The following is a 24,771-nucleotide window of genomic DNA, read 5'->3' as shown; positions in this document are numbered from 1 at the left end:
TCAAAGGGGCAGTCGCCGGCGGCGGAGCCGCCGGCTGCCAGAGGCGCGGAGCGCCTCGCTGCCACGAGGACGAAGCCCGGCGAAGTAAGCACCGCAGGAGCGAACAAAGTGAGCGACGAGGAGCACAACGAGCCGCGCGAGTCCTCGTGGCTGGGGCTTTGGCGGTGTTCACTCCGCCAGCAACGACTCCCCTCTCCTCACCTCGATCATCACTGAAACACCCGTCCTATAAGCACTCGAAATATAACGGCCGTTTCACGCGAGAACCGGCCCGGAACGATTGGAGCGAAACGAGGTCGCCGAACGAGAGCCGACGCTCCGAAGAGCGTCGAAACGAGAGGACCGAAACGAGAGGATCGGCGCGTCAGTTCGCGGCGTCGCCGCCGATGTTGCTCCGCAGCTGCCGGCTGATCGGGATGAGTACCCAGAACGTGAGCGGGCCGAGGATCATCAGCCAGTAGAGCACGTCGCCGGTGAGAACGCCGATCTCGCCGTACACCGTCTCGACGCCCTCCGCCGGGTTGACCAACTGAACGACCTCGTAGTACGAGGGGGTCCGGTACCACGCGCCGAAGGTGATCCAGCCGAGGGCCCCGAGCGAGAACAGGGCCAGTCCTTTCATGAACTCGTCTGCCATTGTATCACCCTTCGTTGGAGTCCTCTTGAGGCTTTCCCATTCCCTGAGCGCGGAAGCGCGTGCCGAGGACGTACACCGCCGTTCCGAGCAGTATGGAGCCGACGCCCGCGATGGCGAGAAGCGCCGTTAGCGTGTCGGCCGCGAGCCCGATCCCGACGGCGCCGAGCGCGAAGACGATGAGCCGGCGGACGACGCTTACCTGGAGGGTCGCGGCGTCGATGAGGACGAACCCGACGAGATACGTCACCACGGCTGCCAGCGTCGAGAGCGCGGTGACGGTCTTGTAGAGCCGAAGCGGAACGACCACCTCGCGGCCGTTCGGGCCGACCCGCGGGCCGACCGGCTCGTTCCGCGGGTCCTCCTCGTCGTCCGCGGCGATCGGGTCGCCGGTCGCGTCGACCGCCTGACGCTCGTCGTGATCGCCGAACCCGTCGCGGTCGGCGGACTCGGTGCGGTCGGCGGACTCATCACGGTCGACGGGATCGTCGGTGTCGGGCATGGGAACGAAACGAGGGAGGACGAAGCGGTCGTCGGCCGTTACTTCGGCGGGCGCAGCATGTAGTAGCGACGGTTGAGGTCGTACATGTATCCCTCCCGCATCGTCTTCAGGACGGCGTAGGTGATGATCCCGCAGAGCACCGGCAGCAGGAACGTCAGCGTGACGAGCAGGTCGAGCTCGAACGGGAAGAAGTTCTGGATCGCGAGCGCGGCGAGCGTGAGCGACAGCACGACGCCGGTCACGCCGACGGCCGCCCAGAACGGCTCCTCGACCGGCCGGCGCGCGCTCCCCTTGTTGAGGAACGGAACGAGCCCGATCGCGCCGAAGACGATCCCGTGAGCGATGATCCCGAGGAACTCGTTGCCGAGCAGGATGTTCCCGTCGAGCACCGCGAGCTGGGGGTTGAGCGGGTTGAGCTTCAACAGCCCGAACGACCAGTAGAGGTACCAGTCGGGAAGGATGATCGCCGGGGTCGACCCGGGGTTGGCCGGGTGGCCGAAGTGCGGCGGCATCAGCGCCGCGATGAAGATCAACATCCCGATGAAGAAGCTCGTGATCGCGAGGTTGCGGATCGTCTCGTGGGGCCACGCGGGGAAGCCCAACACGTCGCGCTCGACGTACGTCGACTCCGCTCGCAGGTCCTCGTCCTCGCGGCGGGAGCGCTCGAAGTACTGATAGGTGAGCTGTGCGAGCCCCTGTGAGCGCTCCTTGCGCTCGCTCCAGGTGGGCGTCTCGTCGTCCGGCGGCACCGTCGCCGGCGGGCCGCCGTCCGTGCGTGCGTCCTCGTCGGTTCCACCGTCCGTCATGGGTTCGTTGTCTTCGGTCATTGGCTTAGTGCGGCTCCGCGATCCCCTGCACCCAGACGATGCCGACGTGGAGCGCGATGAGCGACGTCACCACGAACGGCAGCACGAACACGTGCAGGATGTACATTCTCACGAGCGTCGCCTGTCCGAGCGTGAACCCGCCGAACAGGAGTTGCGCCGCCCACTCCCCGACGATCGGGGTCGCGAGCGCCATCTCGACGCCGATCTGTGCCGCCCAGAAGGACAGCTGCTTCCACGGGAGGACGTACCCGGAGAACCCGAAGAAGAGGGTCAATCCGATCAGCACGACCCCGAGGATCCAGTTGACCTCGCGGGGCTCCTTGTACGCGCCGGTGAAGTAGACGCGCAGCATGTGGAGGAACACGGCCGCGACCATGAACTGGGCCGCCCAGCTGTGGATCGACCGGAGCATGAACCCGAACTGGACGTCCTGGAGGATCAGGACGACCGAGTCGTACGCGGCCGTCGGGTCGCCCTGTGCGGCGGCTCCCGCCGTCGACGGAGAGTAGTAGAATCCCAGCATCGCGCCGGAGACCGCCGCGACGAGGTACGCGATGATCGAGAGCGACCCGAGCGAGTACAGGGGGTACCAGTACCAGAACTTGTTGTCGAGGTCGTACTGTTCGGTGTGGCTCTTCGGCATCTGGAGGTTCGCGCGGTAGTACATCGTCTCGAGGAGTTCGAGGTAATCGACGATGCGGAGCCGCTTGTCGACCCAGATGAGCGTGGTGAGGAACGCGGTCTCGATGGCCGTCAGGTCCTGCCGCTTGAGCCACGCGTTGTGGTCCATCTCGTCGTTCTTTTTGAGGCTCATTGATTGATCACTTCTTGTAGTAGGGGTACACCGCCCGTTTGACGGTATCCCAGGCGTCGCCGGTCTCCAGTTCCACGCCGTCTTTGTCCTCCTCGCGGGTGTAGAGGTCCTCCCACTTCCGACGCCGCTTCTTGACGATCATCACGTCGGGGAGGAACTCCTTCCGATACAACAGGAGAATGAACGCCAGGTCCAAAAAGATGAGTGCGAGCAGCGCACCCATGAACATGTTTCCGGGTTCCGTCGACGCCCAGGAGAACATGAGCCCGTAGACGAACAGGAAGACGAACACGACCTCGATGATCGTGAGGAGGACGATCGCGATGGCGGCGGCCGTGCTCTCTCTGGCGGGTTCATACCGGTGGATGTCGCCGTACGAGGAGCCGCTCGAGCTCATCGGCTCCCCCCGTGGCCGGTGTGTGCGGACTCACCGTACTTGAGCATGTAGAAGGTGAACACCATCGTGAGCACGATCCCGAACCCGGCGGAGAGACCGACCCAGTGGGCGTGGATCGGCATGCCGACGTCGGCGATGTCCTCGGGCCAGCCGGTGTTCGCTCCGCCCGTCTCGACCGTCGGGACGTCCTCACCGACGGCGAGTCCGGCGTGCATGCCGACCGCGGTGTGTGGAACGCAGTGGTAGTGGGTGATGCCCGCGTCCTCCTCCGTGACCTCGTACTCGTAGGTGTATCCCTCCTCGTCGACTGGGTCGCCGCTGTCGAGCGAGGCGGGCCCGCCGTCCTCGACCGTCTGGACGTTGTGTGCGCCGCCGCTTCCGGTCCATTCCCAGGTGATGGTCGTTCCCGGGTCGACCCAGAGCTGAGTCGGGTCGAACGCGAGACCACTGTCGCCCGCGCCGACCGAGACGGTCACTTCGCTCTCTCCGCGAGCGTCCCTGTAACTCCCGAGGTTCCCGCTCGTGACCCCGCTCGGCCACTCCGGTTGCACCTCCTGTGCGGCGGCCGTTCCGGACACTCCGGCCGAGGCCGCGACCGCGGCGGTCGTGCCGCCGGCCGTTCGCACGAATTCCCGCCTTTTCATACAGGTTGACTCAGGACGGGGTGCGCTTAAACCCACCGACTATCCTCGATCGGTGGGCGGATAGTAAGGGGGGTTGAAACCTCCGAATTCGGCCGTTTCACCGATCGTCGGTCTCCTCGCTCAGGACCTCCCCGTCGACCGGGACGAACTCCGGTCGCTCCTCGGCCTCACGGAGCGCGCGCAGTCGGTCACGGTACTCCTCCGAACGGAACCGATCGGAGAGCCGCGCGTTGGCGACCATCGCGAAAAGGAAGAGCCCGACGAGGAGGAAGACTGCCCCCATCGCGGGCCCGACGATGCTGTCGAGGTCGGTCAGGAAGGACGCGCCGAGCAGGGCGACGCCCGCGATCACCTGTACCGCCGCGACGACCTGGATCATCAGGTTCCCGAACTCGCCGGACCCCTCCGGAACCGCGTCGGGATGGGGAAGCGACCAGTCCTCGGGCGGGTCGGCCACGTCGTACTCCTCCATCGCCGCGAGCGCGACGAGCGGCTCGACGTCCCGGAGCACCGTCCCGCGACCGCTCACCTCGCCGCTTGGGCGGACGATCGCGTACCCCTCGTCCGAGTAGACGAGCACGCGCTCCTCGCCGTCCTCTCGCACGCGCTCGAGGAGCCCGAACACCTCACGCCGAGCGATTCGGGTCTTGAGTTCCGCCTCGATTCGATCGAGCAGGCGGGGACCGGTGATCCACGTCTCGGGATCGAAGGCGGCGTCCCACTCCTCGGCGCTCATCCGGGCCATGTCCGCGGGCCCGAAGTCGTCGAAGTCGTACTCGGCGTCGACGCGCTCGCGGAGTTCGGCGAGGTCGTCGGGGCCGTCGGAGCCGCCGGGGGCGTCGGGGTCGCCGGAGTCGACGCCGCTCGGCGAACCGGCGTCGTTCGGCGGATCGACGTCGCTCGCCGGATCGCCGACCCCACCGCGCCCGTCCGGCCCGCCCTCGACGGCCTCCTCATCGGGACCGTCCGGCTCCGACTGCGTCGAGGTGTCCTCCATTGCCCGGACGTACGCGCTCGGGAGGGTAACTCTTTTTCGTCCGACGGCAGCCGGCGGGAACGGTTCGCCCGCGGATCGGGGAGTTTTACGCGCACGAGACCGAACCGAGAGCCATGGTCGACGAGTCGGTTGTCGCGGCGGCGGCGGGGATCTCCGTGACTGCGAGTCTCCCGTTCCTCCTGTACGGCGCGTGGATCATGATCGACACCGAGGTCGTGACGTGGAACGTGTTGACCCGCCACCTGCGGTACATCCTCGTCGGGCTGCTGTTGACGACCGTTCCCGTCGTGACCTGGATGATGCCGCGGCTCCTCGGACAGCTCTCGGGCGGAGCCGTCGTCCACGCCTTCCTGGGACTCCAGGCGTACGCGCTGTTGACGTTCGCGCTGACCGGGATCGTCCGGATCTTCCAGGCCAAGCGCGAGGCCGACGCCTACGACGACCCCGACGCCGACATCGACGACCTCCACGAGGACATGGGAAAGTGGCGCGGTCGGCTCCGCGTCGGCGTCGCCGGGTTCATGATCCTCTGGCTCTGTGCGTGGGTCTCCGGGCTCTACCGGTTCTACAACCTCCACCTCGAACAGTTGCTGTAGGCCCGGAACGCCAGCGAGTCGTGACCCGACCGACAGGTTCAATCCCGGTTTGTCCCTACAGGGGGTATCGTGGCAGTTACGTTCGATCTCTTCGGCACGCTCGTCGACGTGGAGTATCCGACGGACCCGGCCGAGATCGTCGCGCGCGAGCTCGAGTCGCGAGACGTCGCTGTCCCCGACGACTGGCACGTCGCGTACGGAGAGCGACACGTCGACGCCCCGGAGGGCGCGGAGGTCCCGCTCCCGGCACACGTGGCCGCGGCCCTCGACTCCCGCGGCGTCGACGCGCCCGACAACGTCGTCCGTCACGCGGTCGTGGCCGCCTTCGACCCCGACGTGACGCGCCGTGAGAACGCGCTGGAGGCGGTTCGGACGGCAGCCGACCGGGGCCCGGTGGGGATCTGCTCGAACTGCGCGGTCCCCGAGTTGGTCCCCCGGACGCTGATCCGCGCGGGGCTCCGCGGGGAGTTCGACGCGGTCACGACGAGCGTCGGCTGCGGCTGGCGGAAGCCGCATCCGAAGGCGTTCGAGGCCGCGGCGGAGTCGCTCGGCGTCGCGCCGTCCGCGCTGGTCCACGTCGGCGACGACCCGGCGACCGACGGCGGGGTCGTCGAGGTGGGCGGGCGGTTCCTCGACGTGACGGAGATCCCCCTCGAGTCGGTCGGCGGCGAGCTGGAGGCCGAGCCGTGACGCTCGCGGCGGCCGGCGCGCTCGCGCTCGCCGCCGCCCTCGACCGGACCTTCTCGGAACCGCCCACCCCCATTCATCCCGTTGCGTGGCTCGGTCGCGTCGTCGCCGCGCTCGACGCCCGCCTGCCCGACTCCCGGGGCGTCGGCGTCGCCCTCGCCGCCGTCGTTCCCGCCGCCTTCGCCGTCCTCCTCGCCGCACCCGTGTTCGCGGCCGGGACCCTCCTCCCCCGGTCCGCCGCGCCGGCCGCCGCGGCCGCGGGGCTCGTCCTGTTCGTCTGCTCCAGTCACCGAATGCTCCTCACGGTCGCCGGCGACGTGCTCGAACGCGTCGACCACGACGTCGACGCCGCGCGTCGCGAGTTGCGCGCGCTCGCGGGCCGGGACGCCGCGGACCTGTCGACCGAACACGTCCGGTCGGCCGTCGTCGAGAGCGCGGCCGAGAACCTCGCCGACGGCCTGATCGCGCCGCTCCTCGGCTTCGTCGTCGGGGGGATCCTCGCCCCGTACGCCGGCCTCTCGGCGGCGGGCGGGCTCGTCGTCGCCGCCGGCGCGGCCGCCTGGATCAAGGGCGTCAACACGCTGGACTCGATGCTCGGGTACCGCGACCGGCGGGCCGGCTGGGCGCCAGCGCGGCTCGACGACGCAGTCATGTGGCTCCCGGCGCGGGCGACCGCGCTCCTGCTCGTCGCGGCCGGCTGGAGACGGGCCTCGACCGGCCCGGTCGCGACCCTCGGACGCGCCCGATCCGCGGCTCGCGTCCCCGACTCCCCGAACTCCGGCTGGCCGATGGGGTCGCTCGCGGCGGTCCTCCGCGTTCGGCTGACGAAGCCGGGGACGTACACGCTGTTTCCGGAGGGAACGCTCCCGACGGCCTCGGAGGCGCGAGCGGGCGTACGGGTCGTCTCCCGGGCCGGCTGGCTCGGGTTCGGCGTCGCGGGGGTGTCGCTGGCGCTGTGACGGGGAGCGGTTCCGGTGCCGGGGACCCCGGCACGCCGGCCGTCCGCCCGATCCACGCGCTGCGGGGCGCGTTCACGTTCCTGACGCGGGTGCCGGTGCCGGGATCCGACCCCGCGGACTGGCACGCCTTCCGGCGGTCCCCCTGGACGTTCCCGGCCGTCGGCGCGGGGGTCGGCGCGGTCGCGGGGCTCGCCTTCCTCGCGCCGTCGCCGTGGACCGCCGCGACCGCCTACCTGCTCGCGCTCTACCTCCTGACCGGCGTCACCCACGCCGACGGGCTCGCGGACCTCGGCGACGCGGTCGCCGCACACGACCCCGACCGGCGGCTGGCGGTCCTGAAGGACGCCGACCTCGGCGTCGGGGGGGCGCTCGCGCTCGGCGTCACGCTGCTCGCCACGACGCTCGGCGCGGTCGGGCTCGCGACCGGGCTCGCCGGCGGTGACGTGCCCGTCGGAGGCGCGGCGTTTCGGGTCGTTCTCGCGGCCGAGGTCGGCGCGAAGGCGGGAATGGCGGTCCTCGCCTGTCTCGGGACGCCCGCCCACGAGGGATTGGGGTCGGCGGTCGTCGGCGAGGTCGGTCCGCGGTCGCTGGTGCCGGTCGCGGTCGTGTCGGTCCCCGTCCTGTTCGCGGCCCCGCCCGGCGCGCTTCCGGCGCTCGCGGCGGCGTTGCTCTCGGGCCCGTTCGTCGCGGTCCTCCTCCTCGTTCGCGTCCGTCCCTGGCTCGGCGGCGTGAGCGGCGACGTGCTCGGCGCGACCAACGAGATCGGGCGTGCGGTCGCGCTCCACGCGGGGGTGGTGGCGTGGACGATCGCGTGAGGAAGGCGGACGAGCCCGGGAGCGACGCGGACGACGACGGGACCGATGCGGCCGCCGGCCTCCCGGCCGTCCTCCTCTGTGGCGGACGCGGGACGCGTCTCGACGGCGACGTCGAGAAGCCGCTGGTCGAGGTCGGCGGCCGCCCGATGGTCGCCCACGTCCTCGACGCGCTGGCGGACGCCGGGGTCACCCGCGTCGTCGCGGTCGCGTCGCCGCACGCGCCCGACACCCGGCGCGCGCTCCGGTCCGGGACCGTTGCCGACTTCGGCGTCGGCGCCGACCTCCCGCGTACCGTCATCGACGGGAGCGGGGAGGGCTACGTCGCCGACCTCGACGTCGGGCTCTCGGTCGTCGACGGGCCGGCCGTCACCGTCGCCGCCGACCTGCCGCTGCTCCGCGGTCGCGACGTCGCCGCCGCGATCGACGAGGCGGTTCCCGGCGGGGACGCCGGCGTCAGCGTCGCCGACGGGGCGACCCCCGCCTCCGGCGACGTTCCGTCGGCGACCGCCGTTCGGTCCGTGACCGTCTGTGTGCCGGTCGCGTACAAACGCGACCTCGGCGCGAGCGTCGATACGTCCCTCGAACGCGCGGGAACCGCAGTCGCGCCGACCGGGCTGAACGTCGTCGGCGACGCCCCGGACCGGGTCGTCGTTCGCGAGCGCGACTCGCTCGCGGTCAACGTCAACCGCCCCGGCGACCTCGAGCTCGCGCGGCGGCTGATGAACCGGTGACCGATCGGAGACGGGTTTTTTGATGTTCGCGCCGGGATCGGTGGCATGGACGTAGAGGCGCTGGACGACGTCGGCCGCGTCCCTCACGGCGGGGCCACGGACCCGGGCGTGATCGACTTCAGCGCGAACACGAACCCGGAGACGCCCTCGGGCGTGACGGCCGTGTACGACTCCGCGCTCTCGGCTTCCGCCAGATACCCCGCGGACGACTACGTCGCCTTCCGTGCCGCCGCCGCCGACTACGTCGGCTGTGCTCCCGCCGAGGTGATCCCGACCGCCGGCGCGATGGCCGGGATGCGGCTGTTCTTCGCGCTCGCGCTCACCGACGGCGACTCGGCGGTCGTCCCCGAGCCGTCCTTCGGGGAGTACGCCCGCGAGATACGACTCCAGGGCGGCCGTCCGGTGGGAGTCGCACACGACGCGGTCCTCGAGGTCGACCCGACCGACCACGCGCTCGTCGTCGTCTGTACGCCGAACAACCCGACCGGGGAACTCGCCGACCGAAACGACCTCCTCGAGTTCGCCGCGCGCTGTCGGGAGGCCGGGACGACCCTGTTCGTCGACGAGGCGTTCCTCGATTTCACGCCCCGGGAGTCGCTTGCGGGCGAGCCCGGCGTCGTGGTCGCGCGCTCGCTCACGAAGGTATTCGGGCTCCCCGGGCTGCGGGCGGGCTTCCTCGTCGCGACGGGGACGCTCCGCGAGCGACTCGACCGCGCGCGACTTCCCTGGGGGCTGTCGACGCCGGCGGCCGCGGTCGGTACCCACTGTCTCCGTCGGACGGACTTCGTCGAGCGAACGCGCGAGCGCGTCGACGCCGAACGGGAGCGCGTCCGAGGGCGTCTCGCGACCGAGTGGGAGGTGTACCCCTCCGACGCGCCGTTCCTCCTGTTCGACACGGGGTCGGACGACCCCGACGTCGTGCTCGAGGCCGCCAGAGAGCGAGGGGTCGTGCTCCGGGACGCCCGGTCGTTCCCGCGGCTCGACAACCACCTGCGAACCGCGATCCGTCGGCCGCGTGAGAACGATCGGCTCCTCGACGCGCTCGGCGTATGAACGACGGTTCTCCCGCGTTCCGCGCCCACGTCGTCGACGGCGTCTGTCGGTTCCGCTCGGCCGACGGACCGACTCGATTCCTCTCGACCGGCTTCGACGGCGGAGTCCGCGTCGCCGACGCCGCCTACAACCTGACCGTCCCGGAGGGATGGGACGACGCGGGACGACGGGACCTCCGGGCGTACGTCGACGGCCGGATCGGGGCCGTGGGGTTCGGGGAGGAGACCGAGACGGACGGTCACGCCGGAAACGCCCCCGCGCTCCTCACCGGCGTCGACCAGCGGCACGCCCGGGTCGCGCGGCTCGACGGGGCGACGGCGCTCGCCACCGCGGGCGTCTCGAATCCGGCCGCGCTTCCGGTCCCGGGCGGGGAGGCCGCCGCCGACGCCGGTTCCCTCGGAACCGATGCCACCACGCCGACCGGGACGGTCAACCTCCTCGTGGGATCGGACCGAGCGCTCGCGCCGGGGGCGCTCGCGAACCTCGTCGCGGTCGTCGCCGAGGCGAAGGCCGCGACGCTGCTCGCGACGGTCGGGTTCCCCGGCACGACGAGCGACGCGGTCGTAGTCGGCTGCCCGGCGAGGTCCGATCCGGAGGACGAACCGGCGCCGTTCTCCGGCTCCGCCACCCCGGTCGGATCGGCGGTCAGGGCCTGCGTCCGCGAGGCGGTCCGCGCCTCGCTCGTCTCGCGGTACGGGGCGGACCTCGAGGACGCCCCGGAGACGGTCGCGGCCGCGGAACACGGGGTCGTGACCGATCGGTCTGCGACCGTCTCGACCCCGGTCGAGCCGGACCCGTCGACCGCGGGCTAGGGTTCCGCGTCGTCGCTCTCCCTCGACGACGAACTCCCGTCGAAACGACCCCCGAGGGCGACGTACCCGACCCCGAGGGACGCCCCCCAGACGCCGTGAGTGAGGAGCCCGATCGGGGGGAGGTTCGGCAGCGGGGCGGGGATCCCGACCGCCCGGAGCCACAGCGGCATGAGCACCCCCGCGGCGACCAACCAGAGGACGACACCCCACGACGCCCCGGCGACCGCCGCGTGGATCGGGCGATCGATCCGGTCTCGGAGCCTCGAACTCGACGCGCCGGCGACGAAGAGCAGCGCGAACACGACGCTGTGGAACTGGTGGGTGACCCACCCGATCCCGGCGCTCTCGACGCCGTACAGCGCTCCGATGACCGGAAGCACGCCGCTCGTCAGCCAGTAGACGCCGCCCATCACGGTCCCCGCGACGATCCCCGCGACGGTCGCTCGCCGGAGGTCGGGATACTGAACGCCGACCGCGGCGACCGCCGCGTCGGCGCTCGTTCGGGGAAGCCGTACCGTCACGCCGGTTCCACCTCCGCCCGCCGCGCGAGTTCCACCTCCGCTCGCCACGCGGATCCGCCCGCCGTACTCGCCGACGAGCAGGGAGACCGCCTGGAGCGCGAACCCGTTCGTCGGGTCGTCGTACTCCGGGAACGCGCCGCGTTCGAGCACGTCACGCTGTCGCTCCGAGAGCGGCTCCCCGTCGTCGGCTATCGTCACCGCGGCGTGGTGTCGTTCGACGGCCGTTTCGATCCGGACGCGTTCGGCGCCGCGGACGTCGACCGCGTGCTCGATCAACCGCTCGAACACGACGGAGAGCCGGTCGTCGGCGTCGATCTCGACGTTCCCGTCTGCGATCGCGTTCGGGTCGACCTCGACGGCCGCGTCGACGGCGTCGCCATGGACGTCCCGTGCCGTGGTCGCTTCGACGGCGGACTCGATCGCCGGCGACAGCGGGACCGGCACCGCGTCGCGTTCCTCGGCGATCGTCCCGACGCCGCTTATGGTCGATTCGATCCGGGCGGCACTCCGGCGGATCGCGTCGACCGAACGGTCCCGGTCCTCCCGCTCGCCCCGGAGCAGCTCGGCGTGGCCGTCGACGATCGACGCCGCGTTCAACACCTCGTGGCGCAGGAGGCGGTTGATGAACCGGGCTCGGTTCGCGCCGCGCACGACCGCCTCCCTGCGGCCCCGGATCGAGGCCTTTCGGTGGCCGTTGACCATCCCGCCGACCGCGCCGGCGAGCAGGACGTTCGCGACGAGCAGTTGGGTCCCGATCGCCTCGCCGACCATATCGGTCCCGGTCGCCGCGACCGTGACCGCGAGCGCGGCGACCATCGCGCCGACGCCGAGGAGACACCCGCTGGCGACGTCGGCGACGTACGAGGAGTCGAACGCGCCGACCGCGAGCGCGACGCCCGCGACGCTCACGGAGAGGCCGACGACCAGCGATCCGGCGGTGGCGACGATGGGGAGCGGCCCGCCGGAGAGGACGACCGCCTCGGAGACGAAGAACCGAGTGATCGCGAACCCGAGTCCCGCGACGAGGAGTCCGCCGTACCGACCGACGAGCGGCTCCGACCCGTCGCGGTCGGCGGCGGCCTCCCGAGTCATGCCCGATCCTTTCGGCCGGCCGATATAAGTGCGGCGTCGGGGCCGATCCCCTCCGCCTACCCGTCGCTCCACCGCCCGTCGATCCGCCCCTCGGAGGCGAGTTTCCAGAGGTGTGCGCGGACCGTCGCCCGCGCGAGGTCCTCCACGCCGGTCAGGTCCTTGTCGTAGGCCGCCTCGAGAACCGTCTCGACGTCGTCCGCGCCGGCCTCGACCGCCGCGAGCACCCGCTCTTCTCGCGCGAGGCGGTGGTCGATCAGTCGGTCGCAGGCCGCGACCGGGTCGTCGATCGCGGGGCCGTGGCCGGGGTGGAGCCGGTCGAGTCCCGCGTCCCGGACCCGTTCGAGGCTCGCGAGGTACTCGCGGAGGTCCCCCTCGGGCGCGCCCACGACGACGCTCCCCTCCGCGACCGCGAGGTCCCCGACGAGCGCCTCCGCCGGCGGCTCGGGCTCACGGTCCGCCGTCGCGTCGTTCTCGACCGCGAACGCGACGTGGTCGGGCGCGTGCCCCGGCGTGTCGAGCGCGCGGACGCCGGTCGTCCCGATGGCGTCGCCGTCGCGGAACGTCGCGTCCGGGTCGACCCCGGTCGCGTCGCGGAACCGATCGACGTGGTCCGCGTGTGCGTGAACGGTCGCGCCCGTCCGCGCCGCGTAGTCGGCGACCGCGCCGACGTGGTCGGGGTGCGTGTGGGTGACGGCGATGGCCTCGATCCCCCCACGCTCTCCCGGGAGCGTGCCGCGTTCCGCCACGGCCGCGTCCAACTCGTCCGTCCGGGCCGCGGGATCGACGAGGAGCCCGCCGACGAGGTACGCGTTCGTCGTGCCCGTCCGTGCGCGGGTGGCGACCGGCAGCTCAACGCGGGCGATCGCGGACGGCGATCGGGGGCCGTCCGCGTGCGATCCCTCCGCGTCCGATCCCTCCGCGTCCGATCGATCCATTCAGTCCCCCCGACCGAGCGAGGATCGGGACGCCGGACCGGGACCGGAACCCGCTCGATCGCGACCGGGGATCGGGACGCCCGTGTCGCCGGCGACCGCGAACCGAGAGAGGTCGACGACGCCGGCGTCGACGTCCCCGACCGTCTCGTACGGTCGCCCCACGACGACGTCCCCGGCCTTGCCCCGGTTGATCCCCGGGATCGCGGTCAGCTCGTCCATCGAGGCCGCGTTGACGTCGAGCGGGTACGGGACGCCCGTCACGGAGCGGTAGCCGTGGTCGGTGATCGCCACGTCGATCGCGGTGCCGAGCTCGCGTTCGCCGGGGACCGCGACGAGCAGCGCGTAGGTGCCGAGCTGGCGGCCGAACGTCTTGCCGTCCTGGTGGTACTCGAGGTGGACGTCCGGGAGGACGGTTCCGGGCGGGACCACCCGGTCGAGCATCGGGTTGTCGATCGTCTCGCGCACCTCGCGCTTGTAGGAGGAGAACCGGTCTTTGTGCTCCTGAGCGATCTCCGCGCCGGTCTCGGCCATCTCCGTGCCCGCGAACGCCATCACCTGCCGGACGTTGATCCGCCGGAGCATGAGCCCCTCGTCGTACACCCGCTGGAGAAACGCCTTGTTGTGCTCGTAGGTCTCCGGGCGCTCGCCCGCGAGCCCGTGGACGAGGTTGATCCCGGGAAGGAGCTTCGGGAGCCGCGGGGAGGCGTCCGGCCCGGTCGAGGGTCCGACGAGCCGGTCCGGGTCCCCCGGCGTCGTCTCGGGGGCGTCGCCCGGCCGCCAGCCGCCCTCCTCGTTGACGACGCGGACCGCCTCCAGGCACTCGTCGGCGGTGACGAGCAGGTTGTTCTCCTCCTGGACGACGGGGTCCGCGGACTCGAGCCCGAACGCCGCCGTGTCGCCGGGCGTGTTGTGTTCGGCGATCACGCGGATCGCCTCGCGGGAGGCCTCCGGGTAGTCGGTGATCGTCACGGGGTTCATGTTGTCGAGGTGGAGCGTTCGGAGGTCGGGCGCGACCTCGCGGATCCCGCCGTACAGCTCGCGGAGGGCGTCGGGGTTCGGGGCCTCGCCGTCGCCGCCGAACGCGAGGATGTCGGCCTGTCGGCCCAGCCGGAAGTGTTTGACTCCCCGGTCCGAGAGCGCGTCCACCTCGTCGACGACGGAGCGCGCATCCCGGAACGCCGGATTGCCGTAGAGCGGCTCCGTACAGAACGAGCACCGATAGGCACAGCCGCGGGAGGTCTCCATCTCGCAGATGAGGTAGTCGGGGTGGTTCGGGTGGTGTTCGACCACGAACGCGCCCTCGGCCGCCCACCGGTCCACCTCCTCGTTGTCGCGCATCCGGTTGTTGAACCCCTCGAGCCCGTTCGCGACGAGGTCGTGGGCCGCGGCCTCGACGTCGCCCTTGGCGACGAAGTCGTAATCGAGGTCGTCGCGCTCCATCTCCTGTGCGCCGGCGTTCTCCTCGCCGACGCCGAATCGGACCGGGCCGCCGAGCAGCGTGACGCCGTCGGCGGTCCACCCCAACTCGCGCACCTCGTCGGGCTCGGCGGGAGTGCCGCCGACGTAGTTGCCGGGGACGGTCATCCCGCCGACGTAGACGAACAGGTCCGCCTCGGCGACGTCGGCGTGTTTGTTCCGGTCCTCGCGCAGTTCGTCGATCGTGTGGTAGGTGATCGACGCCTCGGGAACGCCCGCGTCGACGAGCGCGCCGGCCGTGTACCGCGGGTACGTCGAGACGTACGGCGGCACCCCGAAGTGCGCCGGCTCGTCGACGTAGCCGTCGACGACGGTGACGGAGAGGTCGGCCGGATCTGTCATGTTGGAGGCCCGTAGTCGGCCGAGAGGGAAAACGCGTGCGGAACGTGAGGGAAGAGGGTCCGGTTGTCGGTTCGTTATTCTTCGTTCTCCTCTCGCGCCGCCGCCAGCCACTCCCCCCGGCTCTCCGGCCCGAGTTCGTCGTCGAGGAAGCCCGCCGTGGAGGCGAACGTCGTCGCCTCACGAACCGCATCGAGGTCGCCGATGGCCCAGTACGGCTCCCGATGCCGGACCAGATCCCGCTCGGCGAGCCGGTTCAACACCGGATGGATCGAGTTCTCGCTGACTTCGGTTGCTTCGGCGATCTCGGCCGCCTTGTACGCCTTATCGCGGTTGCGGACCAGAAACCGGACGACTCGCTCGGCGTTCGTGTCGCGATCTTCCGGGTCGCGCGAGTCGAACTCGTCGATACCGATGGGCATGTTCCGTTAATCGCTCGGCTTTCAGTATAAATGTATGTATGTATTATTGTATTTCTGTACTATCACCACCGATCGTTTATGTCTGATCGAGAGCAAGCAGGTGTGTATGTCCCCTCGACGCGCGACCCTCCTCACGTACTTCTCCGTCGGGCTCTTGGCCCTCCTGAGCGCGGGCCGGCTCCTCGAGGCCGGCGACGTCCCGTGGACCGTTCTCCTCGTCGTCGCGCTCGCGAGCGCGCTTCTCGTCGGCCCGGCCACGTGGCTCGCCCGCGATCGGCTCCCCGAGGACCGTCGGGAGACCCTCGCACTCGTCGGGATCACTCTCGCGATGCTCGCACTTCCGGTGTGGCTGGGGGTCTCGCTCGCGTTCGAACTCCCGCTGCTCCGGTGGCTCGACGCCCTCCTCGTCGGCGGCACGGTCGGGACGACCCTCGTCGTCCTCGCCGAGCGCACGGTCGTCCCCGAGCGACTGCGCGGGTTCGCCGTCTGAGCCGACGCCGACCCTCCCGCCGGCACGGTCGCCCGCGACCGGACGGCCGCCGCCACGTCGTTTAAGCCCTCGCCGACACAAGGTACGGGTGATGCCATCGACGATGGAGGTCAAATGCGAGAGCGACGACTGCGAACTCGACATGTTCGAGAACCACTACACCTACGACGTTCCCGACGACCACGCCGTCACGGACCTGACGTGCCCGTACTGCGGCGGGAGCGACCTCTCCGAGATCGAGGTGTAGCCCCGTGACCCGCATCGTCGACACCGGGCGCTCGGTCCTCCGCCGGGCGCTCGAGCGCGTCGGCCGCGGCTGGAGTCGGATGCAGGAGCGACGGCCCCTCTCCTCCGACCTCCTCGAGAGCGAGGACGCCTACCTCGTCGTCTTCGACGCGCCCGGCGTGAGCGGCGAGGACGTGGACGTGACGTTCCTCGACCGAACGGTGGAGGTACGACTCGATCGCTTCCGCGACTTCTACGACGGCTTCGAGGTCGTCTTTCCCGGCCGCGGGCTCACCCTCTCCGGCAGCGCCGAGCTCCCCGCCGACGCCGACGTGACGCCCCACGGCGCGAACGCGACGCTCACCCGGAACGGCACGCTACAGGTCGAGATCCCGAAGGACGGCGCGGCCGAGAGCGTCGCCGTCGTCGAGGAGGGTGACCCGGACGCCGACGGCGAGGCTGACGACGACTCGTAACTACCGGTTGCTCACCGACATCCCCTCCTCGATCTCGAACGTCTCGTCGCCCTCGAATCGCCCCGGGTCGAACGCCTCGATCCACGGCGAGTCGGGATCGTCTACCGCCGCGCCCGAGAGCGACGCGAGGGTTCCTTCGGCGAGGACCTCCCCCGTCGCCGGCGCGCGCATGAACCCGTGTCCCTGCCAGCCCGCGGCGACGAAGACGTCCTCCGCGACCGGTCCGAGGAGCGGGTCGCCGTCGGGCGTGGCCGTACACACCCCGGCCCACGCTCGCTCGACCTCGGGGTCGTGGTCGGCACGCTCGCGGAGCGCCTCCGAGACGTCCTCGACGAACCAGTCGTCACCCTCGCGGTCGTACGCGTCGGGGTCGGCCTCGAACGGCTCGGTGCCGTCGCCGGCCAGCAGCCCGGTCGGGTGCGGCCGGAAGTAGACGCCGGCGGTCGCGTCGTACGTCATCGGCCCGTCGTAGGCGACGCGACTCGTCAGCGCCTGGACGCGGTACGGCTTTACGGGCACCGCGATCCCGGCCGACTCGAGGAAACGCTCGGTGTGAGCGCCGACCGCGACGACGACCGCGTCGTACGCCCGCTCCTCCCCGCCGACGCGGAGCGTCGCGCCCGCGTCCGCGACGAGTTCGACCTCGGTACCGGTCTCGACGGTCACGCCCTCACGCGCCGCGCGCTCGCCGAGCGCGACGACGTAACTCCCGGGATCCGCCCATCCTGCCCCCTCGCCGACGGCGGCGACGGCGAGGTCGTCGGTCGAGAGCGGGAACCGCTCGCCGAGTTCGGCGGGCTCGAGAAGCGAGACGTCGCGGCCGTGCTCGCGCATGCGGTCGACCATCTCCGGCACCGCCTCGGCGTCCTCGTCGCCCTCGCGGACCGCGATGACGTACGGACAGGGAGAGAAGTCGAATCCGGGAAGCGTCCGGTCGAACGCGCGGAACCGCTCCATCGCGCGGGCGCCGATCGCCGCGTCGACGTCCTCGGCGTAGGCGTCGTAGAGCACGCCGGCCGCCCGGCCGGACGCGCCGCTCGCGAGCTCGTCGCGTTCGAAGAGCGTCACCGTCGCGCCGCGCGCGGCGAGGTCGTGAGCGGCGGTGACCCCGACCGCGCCGCCGCCGACGACCGCGACGGACGGGTCCGGGGTTCCGGCGGCGTCCGAAGGCTCCACAGCGTCCGATGGGTTCGAGTCCGTCATCGACGGCCCTTCTCGAAGCGGTAATAAAAACGGTCCGGCGATGCCGGGGTCGTGACGCCGACGACGTGGATGTCGAGACCCCTACGACAGGAACTCGTCGATCCCGCGGGCGGGATAGCCCACGACGCGGTCGACGCCGGCCTCCCGGAGTTCCTCGACGCGTTCCCGGACCGTCTCCGGCGAACCGACGAGCGCGAAGTCGCGTGCGGCCGCCGAGAGCACCTCGCGGGTCCGGCCCGTGGCGGTCGCGTCCGTCGGGGGGGCGTCCCCGCCCTCGCCGTCCGCACCCTCGCCTCCGTCGGGGAGCGCGCGGGCGACCGGCCGACGCCGGGAGACGTACGCGCCGACGCCGTCGAGGACGGCGTCCTCGTCGTCGGTCAGGACGGTCGGGGCGTAGACGGCGATCTCGCCGTCGAACCCGGCGGCGCGGAGCGCCCGCGCGTCCCGGTCGGTCGACCGCGAGAGCAGTTCGTACTGCGTCCCGCCGGCCGCGAGCGCGAGCCGCTCGACCCCCTCGGTCCCGATCCAGGCGTCCGGCGCGGCCTCACGGGCGGCACCGAACCGCGGGGCGATCGCCCGCGACGACTCCGACTCGTCGAGGTACGCGCCGTGCCCCGCGACGAGCAGCCGGCGCGCCCGGTCGGGGATCCGGTCGAGCAGCGAGTCGTCGCCGAGCGGGTCGAACCCGTCCGCCCGGACGGGCGTGGTGACGTACAGCGACTTCTCGGCGGCGATCGCCTCAAGCGTCGCGGCGTCCGGGAAGTGCTCGCGCCCCTCGTAGTCGATCGCCACGCGATCGACCGGCAGGTCGACCGCCCGGGTGACGTCGCACTCGGCCGGCTTCAACGCCGCCGCGTCGATCCCGGCGCGGACCATCGGGTTCGCGTCGTCCGCGACCTCGCTCTCGCTACCGGTCAACATCCCGTTACACCCCACGTCGATCGGCGAGCGGCCGTCGCCCGCGCTGAACTGTCCGTGCTCACGTAGAACTCCTCGTTACGATCGCGGAACGCGATCCATCGCCTGTGCGGCCATGACGGAGACACGTACCGCGGCGTGCGGGTTAAACCCGTCGGCATGCGGCAACGATCGCGGAGACAACGTGAGGGTCTCGGTCGCCCGGTGGCGTCCCATTGCCGGGTGGCGTACCATCGGTCGCCCGGTGACGTTCGCGTCCCCGGCCCCGTTATCCGTCTCGAGCCCGTTGTACGCGCATGAACCAGCTCGTCGACGGCGAGTGGCGGACGGACGCGTACGAATCGACCGACGAGGAGGGCGCGTTCCAGCGCGGCGAGAGCACCTTCCGGAACTGGGTCGCCGGCAGCGACGTGCCGGCGCACGTCGACGCCGAGCCGGACGAGCGGTTCCAGCCGGAGGCGGGCCGCTATCACCTGTACGTCTCGTACGCCTGCCCGTGGGCCCACCGGACGTTGCTGGCGCGGTCGCTGCTCGGGCTCGAGGACGCGATCGGCGTCAGCGTCGTCGACCCGTGGCGCGGCGAGGACGGCTGGCAGTTCTCCCCGGAGAAGGAAGGGTGTACGCCCGACCGGATCCACGGGAGCGACTACCTCCGCGAGCTGTACGTCGAGGCCGACCCCGACGCGACCTGTCGGGTGACCGTGCCCGTCCTCTGGGACACGGAGGAGGACACGATCGTCAACAACGAGTCCCGCGAGATCCTCCGGATCCTGACGACGGCCTTCGAGGACCTCGGCAACGACGTCTCGCTTTTGCCCGACGACCACGAGACGCGCGAGCGGGTCGACGAGGTGGTCACCGAGATCTACGAACCCGTCAACAACGGGGTCTACCGCGCCGGCTTCGCGACCGCACAGGCCGCCTACGACGACGCGATCGACGACCTCTTCGGGGCGCTCGACCGCTGGGACGAGCACCTCGCGGACCGGCGCTACCTCGTCGGCGACTCGCTCACCGAGGCCGACCTCTGTCTGTTCACGACGCTGGTCCGGTTCGACCAGGTGTACCACACGCACTTCATGTGTAACCGGCAGTACGTCCACCAGTACGAGCACCTCTGGCCGTACCTGCGCGACCTGTACACCACCCCGGGCGTCGCCGAGACGGTGAACATGGACCACATCAAGGAGCACTACTACACGACCCATCCGGACGTGACCCCCTCGGGAATCGTCGCGCGCGGCCCCGACCTCGACTGGGAGGCCCCCCACGACCGCGACCGGCTCGCCGGGTCGCCGCCGACGCCCCGCGCCGACGACTGAGCGATACCGCCGTACCACGTCGAATCGTATTCCACTCGAGACCCGTCAGGAACGAACTGCTGAACACGGAGGACGGAGTAACCGAGGGATCCGAGGGATTCGTACCCCGTACTCAGTAGCGCCTGAACGAAGCGTCGAGGTACTGTCGGGAAAGTCGCACGAGATAGGGAGGGTTCACGAATCAGTCGATACTGAACGGTCATCAATCGCCGGTGTGTCGGCCAGCGGTTTCGAGACTCCGGTGAAGTAGAACGCGATTCCGCCGTTCTCCGTTGGATACGCCTCGATGTCGAACCAACCGTCGAGCTGGCGGAAGTATTCGACGAACGAGGTGGGCTCCCGTGTTTCCATGACCTGTCGATACTCCGCTTCGAATCGAGTATCGAGTGCCTCGTTGAAGACCTCCCAGAAGTCCCGACCGATGAGGTGCCCTTCGGCCATGTCGTAGAGTTCCTCGGCCCGCTTATTGACGAGGGTGAACCGCCAATTCGAGTCCACTTCGACGATGGCATCCGTTACGCGCTCGAGGACTTCCCGGAGCTTTTGATCGCGTCGTCGGACCGTCTGGATGGACTGGTAATGTTCGATGGCGTTCGAAACGGCATTGGCGAGCACGGTATAACAATCCGTGGACCGTTGTTTCTGTAGGTAATCGGTGACTCCTGCTGAGATCGCGTCACTCGCGATCTCTTCGGTGCCTTTCCCGGTGAACAGTATGAACGGGAGGTCAGGATGTTCGTCTCGAACCATCTCCAGGAACTCAATACCGTTACAGCCGGGCATGTCGTAATCTGAAATGACGCAATCGAACGCTTGCTCGGAAGGTCCGTCCAAGCCGTTGCTGGCGCTGGTCGCCTGTACGATCTCGAACCGGTCGTCTTCGCGTTCCAGGAAAACGCTGACCAACTCCGTGAATCCGGGCTCGTCATCGACGTGGAGGACGCGAAACGTTCCTTCTTCCGTTCGTTGGGACGGTGAGGTCGCCGTCATCGTTCTCGCTTGTGGCTCGAGATCCAGTCGCGGATGCCACGTGCTGGGATCCCGTCATGTCCGACGGGCACATCGCTCGGTATCCCCTCCGGTTCGTTCTCCCGAACGGGGAGCCTTACGGCAAGGACTACGGAGTCACTCATCCTGCCACCACCTCGAGTACGTCATCAGTGCCGACCGTGATCTCGCACCCGGTATACTCGAAGGTCAGTCGGCTAACCGAAGGGAGATCAGCAGTACACAGCGCATCTAATACATCGCCGTCGATGCTGTCGTATAACGGATCGAGCTCCAACGGGTCTATCCCGGTGATCTTCGAGACGATGGTGATAACCGCGAAACTTGGCGTAGCTTGACCCGAGTCGTACTTCACACGATAGAGGCCCTCCCGTTCTTCGAACTCGTCGATGAACGCAGTGTCGGTCAGATCCCAACCTGACGCCGTTTCCGATGGTTCTCCCCTTTCGGTTCGGGATTCCTCAGCGCCTATGGGTGTGCCTTCCATACCTTGAATACGAGTACCGGAAGCATGTAGGTGACTTTTTCGTGGGAAACGGTTTTTTATATTACCGTTCGAGCTGCATGAGCGTGCTTGAGATCAATCGTCGAGTTCCCCTCCGTAGCCGAGACCCGACGGCCTGCGGTGAGATCCCGAGTTCGTTCGCTACGTCTCGACGAGTCGCCTCCCGCGGAGACTCATAATACCCCAGCGTGAACGCGACCGTCATCGCTTCACGCTGTGTATCGGTCAGGTCGTACTCCTGTCCCGATTCAAACGGCGAGAGCGCGTGAAGCTTCGTAAGCTCGAGGGGAATGTCGTGGTCTCGACAGTACGACTGGAAGTCGGCGAGAGCCTCCCGTGATTCAGCCCGAAACTCGAACGACCACTGGTCTTCACTCCCGAGCGCGGAGATGAGGTTCACGTCGTTTTCGATGATCGCGGTCAAGACGCTCTCGTACTCCAAGTCCCAGTCGATGCGAATGAACGCCGCCTCGTCAACGTCATCGATCACCCGAATGTCGTGGATTCCCGGATGCGTGACGTTCTCCATCGAGACGTTCTCGATTTCGACGTCTCGAACCCAGAAATACGGGATGATGAATTCGTTCGTCGGAACGACGCGGTCCAATTCGATCTCGGCCGCGGGAAACTCCGAGAAGACGGCGGCCAGTGGGAACTCACCGTCAGTCGCAGTGAACGTCGCTTCGATTGCCATGGATGACGTATGAGCGACCGTTGAAAAGGTGTACTGGCTGATCCGCCGTCGCCGACGTTTGTCCCCTACTATGTCAAGCGATCGGCCGGTTCGTCCAATGGGGTGTCTGACCGAGAGGATCTCAACCGATCACCCGCTCCTTATCTTCCGCCGCGCTCCGCCTCCTCCTCCCGGAGCGTCGCCTCCAGCCCGAGCCCGACGCGAGAGCCGTAGCGGTCCCACACGACCACCAGCGACGGCACCAACACGATCGAACAGAGGTACGCGTAGAACACGCCGAGCGCGAGCAGCGCGCCGAACTCCTGGATCAGCGGGATCACGGCGAGCCAGAGCACGCCGAGGCCGGTGACGGTCGTGAGCATGCTTCCGGTGAGCGCGCCCCCGGTGCCGCCGATGGTGACGTCGAGCGCCTCGTGTATCGGCTTGCCGCCCTTGTACTCGTCGACGAACCGATGGACGAAGTGGACGGTGTAATCCACTCCGAGCCCGATGGAAACGGAGAGGATGGGCGCGTTGATCGGCGTCAGCGGGATGTCGAGGAGCCACATCGACCCGGCCAGCAGCCCGACGGTCGCGAGCACGGGGACGAGGTTGAGGGCCCCGTAGACCGCCTTCCCCTCCAGATACCGGTACGAGAGCATCAGGAACGCCGCCGTGAAGACGAACGCCGCGATCAGGCTCTGAATCGCCGACTCGAGAAGCAACTCGATCACGGCCTCGTTGACGACGAGCGTCCCGGTCGCGACCGCGGTCAGCGGCGTCCGCTCCGCGAGCGCCCGAGCGTCAGCGACGGCCTGCGCGCTCTCGACGCCCGGCCGGATCGTGTAGTCGATCCGGGCGCTCCCGCGGTCGGCGGCGATGTACCCCCGCGCGCGTTCCTCCGCCGAGGAGTCGAGCAGTTCGTCGTACACCTCGTCGACGTTGCGGTCGGGGACGCCCGTGCCGAGCCGGTCGTTCCGCTCGACGGTCCGACGGAACTCGGGGTCGCTCTCGGCGTGTTCTTCGATCACCGTGACGATGCTCGTGCTCTGCGCGCGGCGCTCGTCGGTCGTCGCGAAGGTGTCCGGCGGGTTTCGCGTGGTCCGGTCGATGAGCTCGAGCGAGTCGTCGTCGCGAACCGACTGGTCGACGTACAGCGTCACGGAGCCCACGAAGTCCTGGTCGAACTCCTCCTCGAAGAGGGTGAGCACGTCGAGGAACGTGTAGTCCGTCGGCGCGAGCGGCTCGGGAAGCTGGCTGTAGGTCTCCAGCCGCTGTTCGTCCGGGAAGAACGCCTCCTCGGAGAACTCGGTGTCGACGCCCGTCCCGTACGCGCCGCCGAGCGCCCCGCCGAGGAGCACGACGACCACGACGAGGACGGGGGCGACGCGCGAGAGGTCGACGCCGACGTGGAGGACCCCGGCGAGCCGCGAGCCGCCCGTTCCGAGCGGCGTGGACCCGAACTCGGGGATCGGGAGCCGGTCGCGCCACCGATCGACGAGGACCTTCGCGGCGGGGAGGTAGATCCCGAAGACCAAGAGCGTGAACACCATCCCCACGGCGGCGACGATCCCGAAGTCGCGGTTCGGGTCGAACGGGCTCACGACGTTGGCGATCAGGCTGACGACGGTCGTGATCGTCACGAGCAGGAACGCGATGAACAGCTGGTCGGTCGTCGTCCGCATCGAGTCGCCGATCCCGCCGCCCTGCAGCCGTTCCTCGCGATAGCGGTTGATGATGTGTATCCCGAAGTCGATCCCGACCGCCACGAGAAGCGGAAACACGGTGATGAGCGAGTCGGAGAAGGGGATCCCGGCGTATCCCATGAACCCGAACGTCCAGAGGACGGACATCCCGAGCGCGGAGAGCCCGAGCGTCATGTCGATCGGGTCGCGATAGGCGAAAAGCAGGAAGAAGAGGATGAACAGGACCGCCGCCGGAAAGACGATGACGGCGGTGTCGGTGAGCAGCGCGTTGATCTCGCTCTGGAGTATCCCGTCGCCGAAGAGGATCGCGTTCTCGCCGGCCTCCATGCCCGGAACGGAGTCGACGACCTCGACGCTTCGGACCTGAAGCGTCTCCACCCGGGCGGTCGTCGCCGCGTCGGGCACGTCGTAGGTGACGCCGACGATCGCGCTGTCGGCCTGCTGGGCGGTGGGGTTGTAGTCCGTCGACAGCTGTGCGGCCACCGCCCCGGACTCGTCGGCGGCCTCGATCGCGTCCGCGAGTTCGGTCGGCGTCGCCTCCGCGACCGCGTCCCGCTGCTCGCCCGCCGTCTCCGCCGACGGATCGAGCCGCCTCGCGATCGCGTTCGCGTGGCTCGTCGTCGACGCGACCCGAAGCGTCGAGCGCGACTCCAGTCGGTCCTGCGTTTCGAGGATCCGCAAGAGCGCGTCCCGCGAGAGGACGTTGTCCTCGGTGACGATGACCTGCGCGGAGGTGGCCGAGCCGCCGATCGAGGACTCGAACTCCTCGTCGATCTCGTCGAGCGCCTGCTGGGCAGGGATGTCCTGGGTGAACTGGTCGGCCCCCGCGGACGTCGAGATCGCCGTGACGCCCCCGAGCGCGACGACGCTCACGAGCAGGAACGCGACGATGACGGTCACCGGGCGCTCGGTGGCGAGCTCGTCGATCCGCTCGACGACCCGATCGGCGAGGGTCACCGTCGCCTCCGCGGTTGCGGACCCCGTCTTTCGGG

The 24,771-nt window shown here is 69.6% G+C and carries 29 protein-coding genes; 12 read left to right on the top strand and 17 right to left on the bottom strand.

Annotated elements, in window-relative coordinates; genetic code table 11:
- The coding region (locus tag F3H10_RS16355; protein ID WP_223174287.1) for a hypothetical protein at positions 1–216 on the top strand (216 nt) is incomplete at its 5' end.
- A gap of 148 nt (positions 217–364) precedes the next feature.
- On the opposite strand, the gene F3H10_RS09500 is transcribed toward F3H10_RS16355, so the two are convergent.
- The 7 genes from F3H10_RS09500 to F3H10_RS09470 form a co-directional block, all read right to left on the bottom strand.
- Positions 365–637, bottom strand: coding sequence for a DUF7314 family protein (locus F3H10_RS09500; protein WP_149784536.1), 273 nt, complete (start codon positions 635–637; stop codon positions 365–367).
- 4 nt (positions 638–641) lie between these two features.
- The gene (locus tag F3H10_RS09495; RefSeq protein WP_149784540.1) at positions 642–1,016 is read right to left on the bottom strand and encodes a DUF7315 family membrane protein; all 375 of its coding nucleotides are present in this window, start codon (positions 1,014–1,016) and stop codon (positions 642–644) included.
- A gap of 158 nt (positions 1,017–1,174) precedes the next feature.
- Complete coding sequence (locus F3H10_RS09490) at positions 1,175–1,963, bottom strand: cytochrome b family protein (protein ID WP_149784535.1); 789 nt, start codon at positions 1,961–1,963, stop codon at positions 1,175–1,177.
- A gap of 4 nt (positions 1,964–1,967) precedes the next feature.
- A complete protein-coding gene (locus tag F3H10_RS09485; protein WP_149784534.1) occupies positions 1,968–2,777 on the bottom strand; it encodes a cytochrome b in 810 nt (269 codons plus the stop codon).
- A gap of 7 nt (positions 2,778–2,784) precedes the next feature.
- A complete protein-coding gene (locus tag F3H10_RS09480) occupies positions 2,785–3,174 on the bottom strand; it encodes a DUF7318 family protein (protein ID WP_149784533.1) in 390 nt (129 codons plus the stop codon).
- Entirely contained in the window at positions 3,171–3,818 is a 648-nt protein-coding gene (locus tag F3H10_RS09475) for a halocyanin domain-containing protein (protein ID WP_149784532.1), read from the bottom strand. The genes F3H10_RS09480 and F3H10_RS09475 overlap by 4 nt, the downstream gene beginning before the upstream one ends.
- A 97-nt stretch (positions 3,819–3,915) precedes the next feature.
- The gene (locus F3H10_RS09470) at positions 3,916–4,815 is read right to left on the bottom strand and encodes a DUF7319 domain-containing protein (RefSeq protein ID WP_149784531.1); all 900 of its coding nucleotides are present in this window, start codon (positions 4,813–4,815) and stop codon (positions 3,916–3,918) included.
- A 113-nt stretch (positions 4,816–4,928) separates the two neighbouring features.
- On the opposite strand from F3H10_RS09470, the gene F3H10_RS09465 reads away from it, so the two are divergent.
- The 7 genes from F3H10_RS09465 (at position 4,929) to F3H10_RS09435 (ending at position 10,468) form a co-directional block, all read left to right on the top strand.
- Entirely contained in the window at positions 4,929–5,411 is a 483-nt protein-coding gene (locus F3H10_RS09465; RefSeq protein WP_149784530.1) for a DUF7321 family protein, read from the top strand.
- A 69-nt stretch (positions 5,412–5,480) separates the two neighbouring features.
- Positions 5,481–6,101 carry an HAD family hydrolase gene (locus tag F3H10_RS09460; RefSeq protein ID WP_149784529.1) on the top strand — a complete coding sequence of 207 codons (621 nt, stop codon included), beginning with the start codon at positions 5,481–5,483 and terminating at the stop codon, positions 6,099–6,101.
- Positions 6,098–7,057, top strand: a complete 960-nt coding sequence (locus F3H10_RS09455) for a CobD/CbiB family cobalamin biosynthesis protein (RefSeq protein ID WP_149784528.1) — start codon at positions 6,098–6,100, stop codon at positions 7,055–7,057. Before F3H10_RS09460 ends, F3H10_RS09455 begins: the two co-directional genes overlap by 4 nt.
- A complete protein-coding gene (gene cobS / locus F3H10_RS09450; protein WP_223174286.1) occupies positions 7,054–7,872 on the top strand; it encodes an adenosylcobinamide-GDP ribazoletransferase in 819 nt (272 codons plus the stop codon). The genes F3H10_RS09455 and cobS overlap by 4 nt, the downstream gene beginning before the upstream one ends.
- A complete protein-coding gene (locus tag F3H10_RS09445) occupies positions 7,857–8,603 on the top strand; it encodes an NTP transferase domain-containing protein (protein ID WP_223174285.1) in 747 nt (248 codons plus the stop codon). Before cobS ends, F3H10_RS09445 begins: the two co-directional genes overlap by 16 nt.
- A gap of 45 nt (positions 8,604–8,648) precedes the next feature.
- Entirely contained in the window at positions 8,649–9,656 is a 1,008-nt protein-coding gene (locus F3H10_RS09440; protein ID WP_149784527.1) for a pyridoxal phosphate-dependent aminotransferase, read from the top strand.
- Positions 9,653–10,468, top strand: a complete 816-nt coding sequence (locus F3H10_RS09435; protein WP_149784526.1) for an adenosylcobinamide amidohydrolase — start codon at positions 9,653–9,655, stop codon at positions 10,466–10,468. The genes F3H10_RS09440 and F3H10_RS09435 overlap by 4 nt, the downstream gene beginning before the upstream one ends.
- On the opposite strand, the gene F3H10_RS09430 is transcribed toward F3H10_RS09435, so the two are convergent.
- The 4 genes from F3H10_RS09430 to F3H10_RS09415 form a co-directional block, all read right to left on the bottom strand.
- Positions 10,465–12,081, bottom strand: a complete 1,617-nt coding sequence (locus F3H10_RS09430; protein ID WP_149784525.1) for an ATP-binding protein — start codon at positions 12,079–12,081, stop codon at positions 10,465–10,467. The two genes, F3H10_RS09435 and F3H10_RS09430, sit on opposite strands and share 4 nt — an antisense overlap.
- Before the next feature lie 56 nt (positions 12,082–12,137).
- Entirely contained in the window at positions 12,138–13,016 is an 879-nt protein-coding gene (locus F3H10_RS09425) for an MBL fold metallo-hydrolase (RefSeq protein WP_149784524.1), read from the bottom strand.
- Entirely contained in the window at positions 13,017–14,834 is a 1,818-nt protein-coding gene (locus F3H10_RS09420; RefSeq protein WP_149784523.1) for a radical SAM protein, read from the bottom strand.
- A 74-nt stretch (positions 14,835–14,908) separates the two neighbouring features.
- Positions 14,909–15,253: a TrmB family transcriptional regulator gene (locus F3H10_RS09415; RefSeq protein ID WP_142986701.1), complete on the bottom strand. Its 345-nt coding sequence runs from the start codon at positions 15,251–15,253 to the stop codon at positions 14,909–14,911.
- Positions 15,254–15,359: 106 nt separating this feature from the next.
- Between F3H10_RS09415 and F3H10_RS09410 the strand changes: the two genes are divergently transcribed.
- From F3H10_RS09410 to F3H10_RS09405, 3 genes are all read left to right on the top strand, one after another.
- Complete coding sequence (locus tag F3H10_RS09410; protein ID WP_149784522.1) at positions 15,360–15,743, top strand: hypothetical protein; 384 nt, start codon at positions 15,360–15,362, stop codon at positions 15,741–15,743.
- A gap of 91 nt (positions 15,744–15,834) precedes the next feature.
- Positions 15,835–15,990 carry a DUF7559 family protein gene (locus tag F3H10_RS16085; protein WP_188127913.1) on the top strand — a complete coding sequence of 52 codons (156 nt, stop codon included), beginning with the start codon at positions 15,835–15,837 and terminating at the stop codon, positions 15,988–15,990.
- Between the two features lie 4 nt (positions 15,991–15,994).
- A complete protein-coding gene (locus F3H10_RS09405; RefSeq protein ID WP_149784521.1) occupies positions 15,995–16,444 on the top strand; it encodes an Hsp20/alpha crystallin family protein in 450 nt (149 codons plus the stop codon).
- Here F3H10_RS09405 and F3H10_RS09400 read toward each other — a convergent pair whose 3' ends face one another.
- Positions 16,445–17,647 (bottom strand): NAD(P)/FAD-dependent oxidoreductase, encoded by a 1,203-nt coding sequence (locus F3H10_RS09400; RefSeq protein WP_149784520.1) that lies wholly within the window; start codon positions 17,645–17,647, stop codon positions 16,445–16,447.
- 81 nt (positions 17,648–17,728) lie between these two features.
- On the bottom strand, positions 17,729–18,568 hold the full coding sequence (locus tag F3H10_RS09395; protein WP_149784519.1) for a DUF7388 family protein: 840 nt from the start codon (positions 18,566–18,568) through the stop codon (positions 17,729–17,731).
- A gap of 293 nt (positions 18,569–18,861) precedes the next feature.
- Here F3H10_RS09395 and F3H10_RS09390 point away from each other — a divergent pair, with 293 nt between their 5' ends.
- Positions 18,862–19,887 carry a glutathione S-transferase family protein gene (locus F3H10_RS09390; protein WP_149784518.1) on the top strand — a complete coding sequence of 342 codons (1,026 nt, stop codon included), beginning with the start codon at positions 18,862–18,864 and terminating at the stop codon, positions 19,885–19,887.
- 174 nt (positions 19,888–20,061) lie between these two features.
- On the opposite strand, the gene F3H10_RS09385 is transcribed toward F3H10_RS09390, so the two are convergent.
- The 4 genes from F3H10_RS09385 to F3H10_RS09370 all read right to left on the bottom strand — a co-directional run bounded on the left by F3H10_RS09385 (position 20,062) and on the right by F3H10_RS09370 (position 24,736).
- Positions 20,062–20,877 (bottom strand): response regulator, encoded by an 816-nt coding sequence (locus F3H10_RS09385; RefSeq protein WP_149784517.1) that lies wholly within the window; start codon positions 20,875–20,877, stop codon positions 20,062–20,064.
- A 139-nt stretch (positions 20,878–21,016) separates the two neighbouring features.
- Complete coding sequence (locus tag F3H10_RS09380; protein WP_149784516.1) at positions 21,017–21,382, bottom strand: HalOD1 output domain-containing protein; 366 nt, start codon at positions 21,380–21,382, stop codon at positions 21,017–21,019.
- Positions 21,383–21,443: 61 nt separating this feature from the next.
- Positions 21,444–22,094 carry a helix-turn-helix domain-containing protein gene (locus F3H10_RS09375; protein WP_149784515.1) on the bottom strand — a complete coding sequence of 217 codons (651 nt, stop codon included), beginning with the start codon at positions 22,092–22,094 and terminating at the stop codon, positions 21,444–21,446.
- 140 nt (positions 22,095–22,234) lie between these two features.
- Complete coding sequence (locus tag F3H10_RS09370) at positions 22,235–24,736, bottom strand: efflux RND transporter permease subunit (RefSeq protein WP_149784514.1); 2,502 nt, start codon at positions 24,734–24,736, stop codon at positions 22,235–22,237.
- Positions 24,737–24,771 lie beyond the last annotated feature (35 nt).

It is taken from the genome of Halorubrum aquaticum (assembly GCF_900113615.1).
Lineage (GTDB): Archaea > Halobacteriota > Halobacteria > Halobacteriales > Haloferacaceae > Halorubrum > Halorubrum aquaticum.
Note: the sequence above shows the minus strand (reverse complement) of the source record. Positions and strands in the feature narration are given on the sequence as shown.